This window comes from Thalassotalea euphylliae (assembly GCF_003390335.1).
GTDB lineage: Bacteria > Pseudomonadota > Gammaproteobacteria > Enterobacterales > Alteromonadaceae > Thalassotalea_F > Thalassotalea_F euphylliae_B.
In genome coordinates this window covers 2,703,815-2,718,332 of sequence record NZ_QUOU01000001.1, presented here as the reverse complement: position 1 = coordinate 2,718,332, position 14,518 = coordinate 2,703,815, and the positions used below count along the sequence as shown (strand labels likewise).

Here is a 14,518-nt window from a genome sequence, read left to right as displayed (position 1 = left end):
CTATAAACTGAGTGCTAGTTATCTCAAGCCGAGTTCCACGAGTAAGGCCGCTGCTTTTTCAATACCTGCAGGGCTAAGCGGTGTTTGCCATTCATAACTGTTGAGCAAGCGTGCAATACTTTTTACTATCAATGAGTCTGTGGATGTTGGTTCTTGAAGGGTGTCGGTGCCTTCTGAAATCAGACGCGTTTGTGTTACGCGTTGCACGTACTTGTGGCCTTCCATTAATGCCCAACAGCTTAGGTTGATTTCTTCAATCATCTGTTCAGTGTGGCCATTTAGCTTTAACTCTCCACTGTAGGCCGCTTGGTGCATAAGTTTATTGAAAATCGCCTCGCACTTTTCGTGTGCAGCGATCATCCGATCTGTCCACAATGGTGACGCGCGGCGGATAACGACTTCGTTGGCCGCAAAGCCATCCAAATCGGTGTCGAATGGATAAACCTGTACTTTTTCAGGATCGAATAAACCGATAGCGACAATTTTCTCCGGTGTGGTCAACGGCAATTCAAACACTTGCTCAAACAGTTTGCTCCAATGCGAAAACACACGGGTAGCAAGCGCGAAGATAATGTCTTCTTTACATTGCACGTGTTTATAAATTGATCCCATTGATAAACCGGCGGCTTTCGATACCGCAGACATCGTAAAATCTAATACCGAGGTTTCGGCGATACAGTTTGCCGCCGCATTGAGGATCAGAACCTCTTGTTCTTGCGGGCTATATTTAGGTGCTGGCGCCATAAATTTCCTTAAATTCTTATCAGCTAATGGAGTGCTAGTTGGCGTTTTATCTTTATTGATTGTTATTCGAACACTATACGAATGATGTTCGAATGCGGTTTATTTTAATTGCTGATGGTATTTTGTCAACGCTAGTAATAGGAAAAACAGGTGAGCTGTGAAATTGAAAGCCTAAATCCAAAAAAGTGAAAAGCTAATTTCAATACGATTCAGGAATAGTGACGCTATAAATATATAGCTAATAAAAACAATAATATATATGACTTTAGTCTTGGGGTGTACGCGAGGAGTTGAGCTGACTAGGCATTAAATTTCGAGCAGTTTAGTTGATTTACCGTTACTTGGAAAAACACTTTGTCTGAAAAAATTAATATCTTGTCGGCAGAAGCTATCAAGTACAGAGTAATACCGAGTCCCAGCCTAATATCCTAACTGGCGTTATAACGATTGTAAGTGGCCGAGATTAACTGCCGACATCTTAAATTGAGGGAATTAGTGAGGTGTAAAAGCCACTAACTTAGCTGCTTCAAGTCTTTTGTTGCTTCGAAAGCCTTACGAGCAAAAACAACGCGAGTAAGAAGCTTAACCAAGTTGCTGGCTCTGGCACTGACGTTGGGCTAGCGGTAAATTGCAAGGCATCAATGCCAAATACCGCGTTTGCATTTGATGACGTTGTAAAACCGGTTAAGGTAAACGAGGTCAAGGCAACGTCGCTCGTTACGCCAAAGAAAGTACTGGCATTCCATATATCGGTGACTTTTAAGGCGTCGATTAATTCATTACCAAGATTATCGGTATAGTTTAGGTTGGTTGAGTTCAGCTCGTTCACAAATAACCCAAAAGCAAAAACCTCGTGATTGAAATGAAACGTCACCGAATTTCTTTCTCTAAGGGTTAGTGCGCGTTCACCTTCAGATACTAAACTGCTGTTGGTTCTATAGCGGATATAGCCGGATTCTACTTCAACCAACGCTAAGGGATTGTCGTTAAAGCCCTCGAACGTCATTGGTGAATTAAGTGCGGTTTCAAATGCCCCTTGATCCGAGTAAAACATTACCCCTGCATTTGCTTGGCTTGAAACAAGTAATGCCACACTGAGCACGAATAACTTCAATGTCGTCAAAATAAAGCTCCCTATTAACTTAACCTTGGTTTATCCAAGGCAAGTTGCTAAATAACACAATAAAAACAGGGTAATGATCAAATGTGGGGAAAATATGAGTTTGCGATTTTTTCTGGCAAAACTGTGTTTACGCAAAAAGCTGTGTGCTAGCAAACGGCCAATAGCGCTTGCTTATGAGTACAGGCTTAGTGATCGTCTTGCGCTAATTTATCAACACTGACAAAACAGTGCTCTTCAAAGGTGTCGAGAAAAAAAGCAACTTCTGGCATATCTTGTTTAAATTGCTCAAGCATTGCTAGCAATCGCGTTTTTACGTGGCTAAATTCTTTATTACCGTACGATATTTCATCGTTCGCTTTAAGGTAAGCGGAAATTAAATCCGCAGCTTTAACAATTTTTTTGTAGTCGCTATCGACTTGAGACTGCACGAGTAGCGGTTTAAATGTCTCGCGCAGCGGCTCAGGCAAACTGTGTAAACATTCCAGTTCGGCTAACTCTTCCAACTTTTTAAATTCTTTGGTGAGGGCGGGGTTGTGATACTTAGTAACGTGATTAATGTCTTGCAGCTTGGTTTCTGAAACCTCGTGATAAAGTGCTATGGTTGCGGCACGCTCAGGGCTGAGCGTGCCATTAAAATACTGGTTGCGGATAACCGCCAGTAAATGTGCAATCACAGCGACTTGATGCGAGTGCTCAGCAATGTTTTCCTTTTTTACGGAATGCATCAAGGCCCAGCGTTTGATCAGCGGCATACGTAAAATCCAAGCTAAAAAGGTACTTTTGATCATGAGTGCTTTATTGCTCCTTAATTACTTGGACTTTGGCATAGCTCACGTATGTGCTTCTGTCATTCACTAATCTTGGCGATAGGTATTAAAGAAGTGTCCCAATCGCTCAATCGCTGGCACTAACTCGTCAACATGCGGTAAAAACACTAATCTGAAATAGTTACTTTCTTCAATATTGAACGCTCGACCATGGACTAGCAGAATTTTTTCTTGCTTGAGTAAGTCCAACACCATTTTCTCATCGTCTTTAATATTGAACTTTTCCATATCCACTTTAACAAACAGATACAGTGCGCCCATGGCTGGTTGGCATGATAAGCCATCAATAGCGTTGATCATTTCATGAGCGGTATTGCGTTGTTTTAATAAACGGCCGTCACCATTAATCAGTTCATTAATACTTTGGTAGCCACCCAAAGCGGTTTGAATGGCGTATTGGCATGGCACGTTGGCACACAGACGCATACTTGAGAGCATATTTAGCCCTTCAACGTAATCTTCCGCCAGTAGTTTAGGGCCAGTAATCACCATCCAGCCCGCGCGAAAACCGGCAATACGGTAATTTTTAGACAAGCCGCCCATGGTCATGATTAACACGTCTTCCGCAAGGCGGGCAGTAGGGGTGTGCACGGCACCATCGTATAAGATTTTGTCGTAAATCTCGTCACTAAAAACAATTAAACCGTGTTTACGTGCCAGTGCTAATATCCCTTGTAGTACTTCTTCCGAATACACTGCACCCGTCGGGTTATTGGGATTAATTAACACAATGGCACGCGTTTTTTTGGTGATCTTGCTTTCCATATCGTCAAGATTTGGAAACCAGTGATTATCTTCGTCACATTTGTAATGAACAGGCTTACCACCAGACAAAGATACTGCCGCCGTCCACAGTGGGTAATCCGGTGCTGGAATGAGTACTTGATCACCGTCTTCCAGCAAGGCCTGCATCGCCATCACAATAAGCTCGCTGACGCCATTGCCAATAAAAATATCGTCAACGTTAACGCCTAAAATTCCTTGTTGCTGGAAATATTGCATCACAGCAACACGCGCCGAGTAAATACCTTTTGAGTCACTGTAGCCTTGCGCCGTTGGCAGGTTATGAATCACGTCTTTGAGAATATCGTCAGGTGCTTCAAAGCCAAATGGAGCAGGGTTGCCAATATTGAGTTTGAGTACTTTGTGCCCTTCATCTTCCAAACGCTTGGCTTCGGCGGCGATTTGTCCTCTGATCTCATAACAAACATTGTTGAGTTTTGAGGATTTAGTCACTGTTTTCATTTTTACTGCCACCGATTAGTTATTGATTTAAGAAAATTGGGTAAGGCAGTTAATGTAACAGTATTTGTGGGTTTTGAAACAGTTACTTGCAACTTTTTTATCGCTTTTTACGCGCCCTTATTTCACATTATTAATGAAAGCTGATTATGCTTAATTCAGCTATGTGCTATTTACGTAGACTAAAGTATAAAGCCACATAACTAATCACAAGGAGCAGGTAGCTGTAATGTCTATGGCTGAGTTAATTGATCCATATGATTGGACAAGAGTGAGTAAATTCTTCTTGGAGGTATTATGCCAATTCCGTTTTTTTGGTTAGGCGCGGCAGCAGTGTCTGCTTTCGCGGTCAAAGAGCTCGTCAGCGAAGATAGAAAAAAGCAGCAACAACAGCGGCTAAAGCACCCCAATGGCAAACCGCTTAACAAAGATTTCGCGTCAAATAGCGATACCTCAGCTGTTGCGATTTATCCCTCAGAATTATTCAATACCGAGCAAATCGCGCGTCCAACTATAGGCGCAATAGTATGCTGTGGTATCGGCGGTGTACTTGATCACACAGGGATTTGGATAGGTGACGACACCATTATTGAGCTGGGTGGCAATGGTTTAATCAAACCTGTTTCTCCAGCTCGCTTTACTCAAGAGCGCTCTGGAAAACGGATTTTTGTTGCTTGTGATTCAACTGCGACACCACTTGCGAGTGAAGTGGCAGCACAGCGAGCAATTGCGCAAATATATCAATATCGCGATTATCATTTGATTGAAAACAACTGCCACCAATTTATTTGGCAGTGCATTCAACCCAACGACGAGCCGCTGACCACATTCAGAGAGTTAAACAAACGTATGGCGAAGCGCTACAATAAACAAGTGTATTGGGATTTGTGTCAAGTTTAAATGCCCAGCATTACATCGCACTATCAATGTTATTGATGTTTGAACGGCAATTTGATCATTAAATCTGTACACCTAGGCCAACAACCGCTATAACCTTAGCACTTATAAATTGTCTATCAATTGGTTACCTCTTCTTGAAGCGTTTCGTTAAATTTCTTTTTTTACTGCCGCTAATGTTGCTAATGGGGGCGTTCTCCTTGTTAGTGATGCTCGTTGATAGCGAGCCTTTGATTTACCAGCAACATCAAATTTCTGCCAGTCATGCCGATAACAGTAAACGCTTGGCTAAACGCTTTGCCGATACGTGGCGCAATGGCGAGCAGCAAACCCAATTAGTGTTAACACAAGCTGAAATAGATGGCCTTACAGCACTTTTTCATCGCGCGGTACCAAGCGCTGCGGTTAACATTACCTTGTCTGAATATGGCGCTGTGTTGCTGGGGGCACTTAGCCTTCCCAAGCCGTTAAACCAGCAGTTTGTTAACGTAAGTGCAACCTTATTGCCTTCCAAAACGGGCATCGCGCTGGCTGGTGTGCAAGTGGGCAGTTTATCACTAAGTGGCACTAGCACTATTCGCTTGATGCGTTGGCTGGTCGACTATTACGCGGGCGAAGGGGCAACAGATAAGCTCTTAAAAACGGTGACCAGCGTTGCGACTTCACCCAACCAACTTGTCGTGGGATTGAATGTTGATAAAGACGTGCTCGCGCTGAGGCAAAATGCTTCTTTACTATCAAAACTGCGCGATGAATTAGCGTTATTCGGCGATAAGGAAATGATCACACGCTACTACCAAGCGTTATTGGCTTTTGCCAATCAACAGCCCATTAACGGCAAAGTGAATCAGTACATCAATCATATATTCACCTATGCGATAACTGAAAACAAACAGCAATTGCCTGTCTCCTATATTGAACAAAACAAAGCCGTACTGGTGGCGCTAGTGCTCTATTTTGGTGACAACAGAATGGCGCTCCTCGTTGGTGATGTTGCCAAACTGACCTGGCGACAACGGGTGCGCCAAGCGCGCCATCGCCGTTTGATTACTTTGGCGGGTCGAGGCGATTTACAGCAACATTTTGTTTACTCAATAGCGCTGCAATTACTCAGCAACGATCAAGCGAGTGATGCGTTGGGTGAATTTAAAGAATTTCTAGACACCAACCAAGGCGGCAGTGGCTTTAGCTTTGCTGATCTAATGGCAGACCGAGCAGGCACGCGCTTGGCCATGATGGCAACACATTCAGAAGCACAAGCCAAGCAACTACAAGCGCAACTGGCCAGTGTTAGTGATGGCGAATTAATGCCGACAATTCAAGGGCTAGCGGAAGGGTTGGGGGAGCGGGAGTTTACTCAACAGTTTCAGGGCGTAAGCTCGGCCAACTACCAACAGATGGTTGCTCATATTGATAGCCGATTAAAAGCGCTCAGCTTATATCAGCATCATTGGCGCTAGGCACATTTGGTGATAAGCAAATTGGCGATTTAAGGTAAAGATTAACCAATAAAAAAGCCAGTGTTCACCACTCAGGTGTCGGCTGGCTTTTGTTATGTTTTACGTTTTTGCTTTGCGCTGCTTACTGTGCTTAAAGGGCAGTGCTTACTTGCCTTATCTCGTTACTCGGCAAACTATTTCGTAAATTATTTTTAGAACAAAGACATCACATCAGCAATGGCAATCATCGATTTTTCACCGGTGATTCGGTTTTTCACTTCGATTTCTTGATTGTCTAAGTTGCGCTCACCAATAACCAGTAGTAGCGGCGTCCCCATTAATTCGTGATCTGCAAACATCACGCCCGGGCGCTCTTTGCGATCGTCAAATAGCACTTCAATACCCGCTTGTTGAAGCTGGCTGTAAAGCTGCTCAGCCGTTTCTTGCACGCGCGCTGACTTGTGCATATTCATTGGTACGATAGCAACTTGGAAAGGTGCGATCGCTGCAGGCCATTTGATGCCGTATTTGTCGTGGTTTTGCTCAATAGCTGCCGCAACAATACGTGACACACCAATACCGTAACAACCCATAGTCAGTGTTTCGTGCTTGCCATTTTCAGTCAGTACACCACAGTTCATCGCATCGGCGTATTTCTTGCCCAGTTGGAAGATGTGACCAACTTCAATACCGCGCTTGATCACTATGTTGCCTTGACCACACGGGCTCGGGTCGCCTTCAACCACGTTGCGAATGTCTTCAACTGAGTAGTTTGTTGCGTCGCGATCCCAGTTAGCACCAGTGAAGTGGTAACCGTCTTCGTTCGCACCACAAACAAAGTCCGCTAAATGAGCGGCACTGCGGTCAACAATCACTGGAATGTTAAGGTTTACCGGGCCAATTGAGCCAGCATTACAACCTGCTGCCGCTAAAATCTGCTCGTCTGTGGCAAACGTTAACGGCGCAGCAATTTGTGGTAAGTTTTCTGCTTTCACTTCGTTCAATTCGTGATCGCCACGCACGACTAATGCGATAACAGGTGCTTGTTCGCCTTCTTCTGCCGCGCCTAGTACCAATAAGGTTTTCACGGTTGATGTTGCTGGAACCTTTAAGAATTCAGCAACCGCCGCAATGGTTTTAGCATCAGGTGTTGCAACTTTTGCTAACTCCGCACTTGGCGCTGGGCGCTCGCCCGCAGGTGCAAGGGCTTCGGCTTTTTCAATGTTGGCAGCGAAATCGCTGGCATCACTGAAGGCAATATCGTCTTCACCGCTATCGGCTAGTACGTGGAATTCGTGTGAACCTTCACCACCAATGGAGCCGTTATCGGCAATCACTGGGCGGAACTCTAAGCCTAAGCGCTCGAAAATACGGCAGTAAGCGTCAAACATCACTTGGTAGGTAGCTTTTAAACACTCATCCGTGGTGTGGAATGAGTAAGCGTCTTTCATCAAGAATTCACGGCCACGCATCACACCGAAACGAGGACGAATTTCATCACGGAACTTAGTTTGAATTTGGAATAAGTTCAGTGGCAATTGTTTGTACGAGGCAATTTCATTGCTGATCAGCTTAGTGATTACTTCTTCGTGGGTTGGGCCTAACACGAATGGGCGCTGATGACGGTCGTTTAAGCGCAGTAGCTCTGGGCCATAGTCGTCCCAGCGGCCAGATTCTTCCCATAGATCCGCTGGCTGTACCATTGGCATTAAGGTTTCGATTGCGCCAGCACGTTCCATTTCCTCACGGACGATATTTTCGACTTTACGCAATACCTTTAAGCCGGTCGGCAGCCAAGTGTATAAGCCAGAAGCTACGTTTCTGACTAAACCCGCTCGTAACATTAATTGATGACTGACCACCTCAGCACTGGCTGGGGTCTCTTTTAGTGTAGAAACTAAATATTGACTGGTACGCATTGAAAATTTTTCCGAAAAGCGAGGGTAAAAAAGTGGCGGTTATTCTAGCAGGGCAAACCGGGAAAAAAAATGCCGACAAGGTGATTTATCGGCATTTATTTTACAATCAAGGATTTTGTGGCAAGTGATTGTTGTGGCTATTAATTAAACTATTAACAGTACGCGAAAGGCCGCGACAAAGCCTTAGTGTTGAATTGTCGCCTGCACAATGACGTTATCCGTCACCTGCTGATTGGCAAGCATTCCACCGACCGTGATGAGATTACCGTTGAGCTTGATTAATGCACGGTGATCCATCGTCGCAGTAACTGCTTCACTGAACTGCCATGTTTGGTCAGCAAAATTAAATTGCCAAACTTTGCCATCTGGCTTGCTTGGCACGCCGTTATAGCCGATACCTGAATAATTGTATGGATTGTCACTGCCACCAACAAAATAGGCCGAGTTAGTGGCATCATCACCAACAGCTGCCATGCGATAGCGCGCTGTTCCCGTTGGGTGCTCGACTTTGCGCCAGTCAATTTTATCAGGGGATTTTTCACTAATTTTACCTAAGTAACAGGCAGGCTCTGCGGCATAAGAGCGCCGTTTGTTTAGGTGCACATCCACGCGAACGCCATCACACACGATCATTTGGTTATTGGCGATTGCTCCCGCTTGCCCAAACACTGGACGACCGGGGAAGGGGCTGGCTTGCTGCCATGTATTGGTGTTGACATCATAAACTTGTACTAGATTAACGTTGCCATCGTTGTGCCAGCCACTCACTAAATAGATGTAACGATCCTGATAAGTTAGGGCGATACTGTCATCCACAGGGACGGGCATTGGCGCTAATTGACGATACGACTTACTTAGCGGGTTAAATGAATAGACATCAGGCACGGACACTTCACTGTGATCTTTTGCAACCGTATAACCACCAAACACATAGGCTTTGCCATTTAAACTGGTTGCCACAGACGCAAGACGACCTACGAGGCCGTTGACAGGCGTTTCAATCGGCACCGGTTTGATGGTTTGCCAGCGGTTATCACCAACTTTAAGCATAAATGCCTTGTTGGTCACCGCTTGATAATCTTTGCCTGAGGTTAGCCCATTAAAAGATATCAAATAGTCATGGCCCTTAGCGGTTATTTTAGTGACGGCATTATTGGCGATAGGCTCTGGCAGGCTAGGTAAGCTAACTGTATCAGCACTTGCGGCCAAACTCGTTAGCGCGAGTGACAATGCACTAAGCGTTTTAGTGTTTAGGTTTTTCATACCAAGCTTTGGGCGAAAAGACGCTAGAGTTGAAAGGGAGAAATAAGGTGCAACGATTGTTTTTTTACTCATCACGGTATTGGTATATCTGTGTTGTTTTTACCAGTTTAAGTGACGTGTAAACTTACTTAAACTGGCAAGCGATAAACGCTCTGTTAGGAATGAGTGGCACTTTATCAGTTTTCCAAAACAAATGCTTTGCTTAACAAGTTGAAAGACTTGCTTGCAAGTGGCTAATCATCCCGCCAGATCTATTGTCAGTTACAGTTAATATTGCTAACGTACTCAAACTATTAGAAAAAGCGATAGGCGTAGCCGCAAGCTAGTATAAAAATAGGTTAATTAAGACGATGGATAATGGAAAAAACACAGTTCAATCTCAATGCGGATGTCAATGTGGTGAGGTCAGTTATCTGATCACTGCTAAGCCTTTGCTACGTGCCATTTGCCATTGCTCAATTTGCCAAGCGGCGAATAAAGCGGCTTACTCCGACATTGTGCTTTTTCGCTGGCATGATGTGATTCAACCAGCAGAGGGGATAGTGGATTATCGCTCAGCGAAATTCCCTCCTATTTTACAGCGTGGCTACTGTCGTGCTTGTCAGCAGTTATCGATTGAATACTTGCAGCTTTTTCCCATTCCTAAAACGATTTTTGTGCCAACGAGACTTATTGCAGATCAAAGCATAGTGCCTGCACCATCTTTGCATATCTTTTACGATAAACGCGCCGCAGATGTTGATGACAATTTACCCAAATACCAAGGTTATTTGGCCAGCCAACTAGCGTTTGCCAAGCACTTAGTTCCGGCGTTATGGCGCGGGTAGCAGGGAAAGCTAGTTATTACAGTGTAAAGTTTCACTGTAAACGGCTAAATCACACATCATTATTCCAAGACAAACTGAGCAACTTTCAATGAGCTACGACAATAATAATATTTTCGCCAAAATTCTTCGTGATGAAGCCCCATGTATCAAAGTGTATGAAGACGATAAGACATTGGCATTTATGGATATTATGCCGCAAATGCCAGGCCATACCTTGGTCATTCCCAAAGAGGCTGCAATTACAGTACATGAATTATCGGATGAAGCATCGCTAGCCTGTATGAAAACCGTGCAAAAGGTGGGGAAGGCGGTAGAGCAAGCAATGGGCGTAACGGGATTTACCTTGTTCCAACTAAACGGCGCAGAAGTAGGGCAAACGGTGCCACATTTCCACTTTCATATTCTGCCGGGGTCGATATTAAATGCGACAGGCATTAAAGGGCATGCCGTTGAAATGGGTGATCCGCAAGAGTTAACCAAAATTGCCGATAAAATTAAACGCTTTTTAGCGTAAGCGAGCATCGAAATCGGCTTTAATTACTCACAGTAATCCCCCAACAGCAATATTAGCTTCATTAGGCACAGAGCATGATTGTTATTTATGGCATTAAAGAGCGGTTGAATCCGATCAAGGCAGAGCTTTCAGACATTATTCATCAATGTATGCAAAGTGTGCTGGGCATGCCGGAGGATAAACGCGCTCACCGTTTTTTTCCGCTCGCTAAAGAAAACTTCTATTACCCTGCTGGCCGCAGTGATGCTTACACTGTTATTGAAATTAATATGATGTCGGGACGACAACCAGAGACACAAAAGCGATTAATCAAGACATTATTTCTCTTGTTGGAAACCAAGCTAAATATTGCCCCAATCGATATTGAAATAACCATCAAAGAGCAAGCACCGTATCAATGGGGATTTCGCGGAATGACGGGCGATGAAGTACGTGATCTCAATTATAAAGTAGAAGTTTAACATTCTTAAAAACCAAGAGCACAATTAAGGAAGCTGCGAATGGAATTAACCGTAAATATTGTCGATGCATTTACTGAAAAGCAGTTTGGCGGTAACTCGGCGGCCGTTGTGATTACCGATACTTGGTTACCTGCTGCGTTAATGCAGTCAATTGCCACTGAAAATAATTTATCTGAAACCGCTTTTCTCGTGCCGAAAAATTCGAGCTCTCACTCTACAAGTGAACATGCTCACTACGATATTCGCTGGTTTTCACCGTTAATGGAAATTGATTTTTGTGGTCATGCAACGTTAGCGTCAGCTTGGGTGATATTTGCGAAACATCCTAATTTATCTGAGTGTTCAGTAGCTGCGCCAGCCGTTGGCAAGATGCTCATTAAACAAAACCCTACGGGTGAGATTGAGATGGACTTTCCCAACCGTAAACCTTCACCTGTTGTTGATGTACCAGCGTGTTTGCTCAATGGCTTGTCTATTCAACCCAAACGAGTGCTGAAAAACGAACAAGCGTATATTGCTGTCTATCAGAGCGAAGAGGAAGTTAACGCGGTCAAGCAAGATTCGGCATTAATCAAGCAACTCGCACCTTATGATGTAGTCGTTACCGCAAAGGCCGCGAATCCCAAGTCGGGTTATGATTTTATTTCTCGCTATTTTTGGCCTGCCAATGGTGGGAATGAAGATCCGGTGACTGGCTCCATTCACACCGCACTTGCGCCTTTTTGGGCTGAGCAGCTTGGTAAAACAAAACTTACTGCCTATCAAGCGTCAAAGCGTGGCGGTTTGCTAAGTTGCAAGGTGATTGGCGAGCGGGTGATCATTGCGGGTAAAGCGGTGCCCTATTTGGAAGGAATGATTACTGTTCAAGCGTGATAATTGCGTTCTACCATGACCCGCGCGTCTTACCATAAACACGGCGTACAGTGGCGATCAAAAGCTACCCTTTATTCGTTACTGAGCCAAAGCTTCTGCCAGAAAATCTACGAGCAACCTGACTTTGGGGGACAAGTTGCGATTTTTTGGGAAAAGTGCCCAAATACCTTCTTGATCGTCGCGATATAGGCTTAACACTTCAATTAATTCCCCGGATTTTAGCGCGTCTTGTACATAGTAATCAGGCAGTTGCACTAGCCCAAGTCCTTGTTTGGCCGCATCAAGTAGGGCATTACCACTGTTGCATTTTAGCCGGCCAGTAACGCGAATCGATTTTTCCCTGCCGTTTTCCTGAAAGCGCCAATGCCCAACTGAGCCTACCAAACATTGATGGTGTGCTAGCTCAGATAAACTATGGGGTTCACCATGGCGCTCAAGGTAGTTTTTACTGGCACACACATAAAGCTGACGAGCGGCGAGGCGTTTAGCAATCATACTGGAATCGCTAAGCCGGCCTAAACGCACCGCTAAATCCATCCCTGCTTCCAGTAAATCTAGTTGTTGATTAGTGAGGTTAAGATCAATATTTACTTGCGGGTAACGGGCGAGAAATTGATTAATTAATGGTGCCAAGTGCTGCTCGCCATAAGTAACTGGGGCGGTCACCTTGACTAAGCCTTTGGGCGTGGCTTGCATTTGTGTGACTGCCAACTCGGCAACTTCTAGCCCCTCAACTAAATGCTTACACTGCTGAAAATAAATTTGACCAGCTTCGCTAAGGGTTACCTTACGTGTGGTTCTATGCAGCAGTTTTACCGCTAATCGCTCTTCAAGTGCAGCAACGCGGCGACTCACTTGTGCAACAGAGGTTGAGAGTTTCGCAGCTGCAACGGTAAAACTTGTGCTTTCTGCGACTGCGACAAACTCGCTGACTCCTTCCCAATTTGCCATAAAACTTTCATTGCCTCAGCTAAATAAATCAAATAAACGAAATTCTAATTTATTATTACAAATACGTAAAAATAAATTGCTATTTATAGTGATTATCACTAGTTAAGAAATAGCTATAATGTAAAACATATGCCTAACCAGCTTCTCTATCGCTGCTTTGTTTATTTATGTTCATTTATGTCGCGTCGAAGTAGCAAACGCTGGTACCTATTCATTATCGTTAAAAGGAAACCTCTATGGCACTTGAACTCAAGCCTGGACAAGAATTTATCAAATCAAAAGCTGCGGTTGCATGGGCTGCGGGCGAGCCATTGAAAATGGAAGAGGTGGACGTACAGCTGCCCAAAGCTGGCGAAGTATTAGTGCGCATTGTCGCGACAGGCGTTTGTCATACTGATGCCTTTACGCTGTCGGGTGAAGATCCTGAAGGTATTTTTCCGTCAATCTTAGGCCATGAAGGTGGTGGTATCGTTGAAATGGTTGGCGAAGGTGTCACTAGCGTTGAAGTCGGCGATCATGTTATTCCACTTTACACTGCGGAATGTCGTGAATGTAAGTTCTGTAAATCAGGGAAAACCAACTTGTGCCAAGCGGTGCGCGAAACTCAAGGTAAAGGCTTAATGCCAGACGGTACGACTCGTTTTTATAAAGATGGCGAGCCCATTTTCCATTACATGGGCTGCTCAACCTTTTCTGAATACACGGTACTGCCAGAAATTTCATTAGCCAAAGTGAATAAAGCAGCGCCACTAGAAGAAGTTTGTTTGCTCGGCTGTGGGGTCACTACTGGCATGGGCGCGGTGCTTAACACAGCGAAAGTGGAACAAGGTGATACCGTTGCTATTTTTGGTTTAGGTGGTATTGGTCTATCAGCCATTATCGGCGCTCGTATGGCTGGCGCGAGCCGTATTATTGGTGTTGATATTAACGACAGTAAATTCGAGCTGGCGAAACAGCTAGGCGCAACTGATGTGATTAACCCGCAAGAGTTTGACAAGCCAATTCAAGAAGTGATCATTGAAATGACTGATGGCGGTGTTGATTACTCATTTGAATGTATTGGGAATGTTAACGTGATGCGCCAAGCATTAGAGTGCTGCCACAAGGGCTGGGGTGAGTCAGTAATTATTGGTGTGGCTGGTGCAGGTCAAGAAATCTCAACCCGTCCGTTCCAATTAGTGACAGGTCGCGTATGGCGCGGTACAGCTTTTGGTGGCGTAAAAGGTCGTTCTGAACTGCCTGAAATTGTTGAACGTTATATGGCTGGCGAATTTGGTTTGCAAGAATTTATTACCCATACCATGGGCCTTGACGAAGTAAACCATGCCTTTGATTTAATGCATGAAGGTAAGAGTATTCGCTCAGTGATTCATATGTAGTGATGAATTTTTTTATAAAATTTACTCACAACGTTGATTAAAAAAATGATTTAAAAAGC

The 14,518-nt window shown here is 44.4% G+C and carries 14 protein-coding genes; 7 read left to right on the top strand and 7 right to left on the bottom strand.

What is annotated here, in order from left to right; translation table 11 throughout:
- Positions 1-18: 18 nt before the first annotated feature.
- The 4 genes from DXX93_RS12075 to DXX93_RS12060 form a co-directional block, all read right to left on the bottom strand.
- Positions 19-744: a TetR/AcrR family transcriptional regulator gene (locus DXX93_RS12075; RefSeq protein WP_116008312.1), complete on the bottom strand. Its 726-nt coding sequence runs from the start codon at positions 742-744 to the stop codon at positions 19-21.
- Positions 745-1,270: 526 nt separating this feature from the next.
- On the bottom strand, positions 1,271-1,867 hold the full coding sequence (locus tag DXX93_RS12070) for a PEP-CTERM sorting domain-containing protein (RefSeq protein WP_147302685.1): 597 nt from the start codon (positions 1,865-1,867) through the stop codon (positions 1,271-1,273).
- A gap of 185 nt (positions 1,868-2,052) precedes the next feature.
- Entirely contained in the window at positions 2,053-2,655 is a 603-nt protein-coding gene (yfbR, locus tag DXX93_RS12065; protein ID WP_116008310.1) for a 5'-deoxynucleotidase, read from the bottom strand.
- Positions 2,656-2,721: 66 nt separating this feature from the next.
- Positions 2,722-3,939 carry a pyridoxal phosphate-dependent aminotransferase gene (locus DXX93_RS12060; RefSeq protein ID WP_116008309.1) on the bottom strand — a complete coding sequence of 406 codons (1,218 nt, stop codon included), beginning with the start codon at positions 3,937-3,939 and terminating at the stop codon, positions 2,722-2,724.
- Between the two features lie 294 nt (positions 3,940-4,233).
- On the opposite strand from DXX93_RS12060, the gene DXX93_RS12055 reads away from it, so the two are divergent.
- Entirely contained in the window at positions 4,234-4,836 is a 603-nt protein-coding gene (locus DXX93_RS12055) for a hypothetical protein (RefSeq protein ID WP_116008308.1), read from the top strand.
- Positions 4,837-4,970: 134 nt separating this feature from the next.
- Positions 4,971-6,293, top strand: a complete 1,323-nt coding sequence (locus DXX93_RS12050; RefSeq protein ID WP_147302684.1) for a hypothetical protein — start codon at positions 4,971-4,973, stop codon at positions 6,291-6,293.
- Between the two features lie 191 nt (positions 6,294-6,484).
- Here DXX93_RS12050 and DXX93_RS12045 read toward each other — a convergent pair whose 3' ends face one another.
- Complete coding sequence (locus DXX93_RS12045; RefSeq protein WP_116008306.1) at positions 6,485-8,191, bottom strand: proline--tRNA ligase; 1,707 nt, start codon at positions 8,189-8,191, stop codon at positions 6,485-6,487.
- A gap of 183 nt (positions 8,192-8,374) precedes the next feature.
- Positions 8,375-9,526: a Kelch repeat-containing protein gene (locus tag DXX93_RS12040; RefSeq protein ID WP_258872658.1), complete on the bottom strand. Its 1,152-nt coding sequence runs from the start codon at positions 9,524-9,526 to the stop codon at positions 8,375-8,377.
- A 278-nt stretch (positions 9,527-9,804) separates the two neighbouring features.
- Between DXX93_RS12040 and DXX93_RS12035 the strand changes: the two genes are divergently transcribed.
- From DXX93_RS12035 to DXX93_RS12020, 4 genes are all read left to right on the top strand, one after another.
- On the top strand, positions 9,805-10,281 hold the full coding sequence (locus DXX93_RS12035) for a GFA family protein (RefSeq protein ID WP_116008305.1): 477 nt from the start codon (positions 9,805-9,807) through the stop codon (positions 10,279-10,281).
- Between the two features lie 88 nt (positions 10,282-10,369).
- Positions 10,370-10,795, top strand: coding sequence for an HIT family protein (locus DXX93_RS12030; RefSeq protein WP_116008304.1), 426 nt, complete (start codon positions 10,370-10,372; stop codon positions 10,793-10,795).
- A 74-nt stretch (positions 10,796-10,869) separates the two neighbouring features.
- Entirely contained in the window at positions 10,870-11,256 is a 387-nt protein-coding gene (locus DXX93_RS12025; RefSeq protein WP_116008303.1) for a tautomerase family protein, read from the top strand.
- Between the two features lie 39 nt (positions 11,257-11,295).
- On the top strand, positions 11,296-12,129 hold the full coding sequence (locus DXX93_RS12020) for a PhzF family phenazine biosynthesis protein (RefSeq protein WP_116008302.1): 834 nt from the start codon (positions 11,296-11,298) through the stop codon (positions 12,127-12,129).
- Between the two features lie 78 nt (positions 12,130-12,207).
- On the opposite strand, the gene DXX93_RS12015 is transcribed toward DXX93_RS12020, so the two are convergent.
- Positions 12,208-13,080, bottom strand: a complete 873-nt coding sequence (locus DXX93_RS12015) for a LysR family transcriptional regulator (RefSeq protein WP_116008301.1) — start codon at positions 13,078-13,080, stop codon at positions 12,208-12,210.
- A 236-nt stretch (positions 13,081-13,316) separates the two neighbouring features.
- On the opposite strand from DXX93_RS12015, the gene DXX93_RS12010 reads away from it, so the two are divergent.
- A complete protein-coding gene (locus DXX93_RS12010) occupies positions 13,317-14,459 on the top strand; it encodes an S-(hydroxymethyl)glutathione dehydrogenase/class III alcohol dehydrogenase (RefSeq protein WP_116008300.1) in 1,143 nt (380 codons plus the stop codon).
- Positions 14,460-14,518 lie beyond the last annotated feature (59 nt).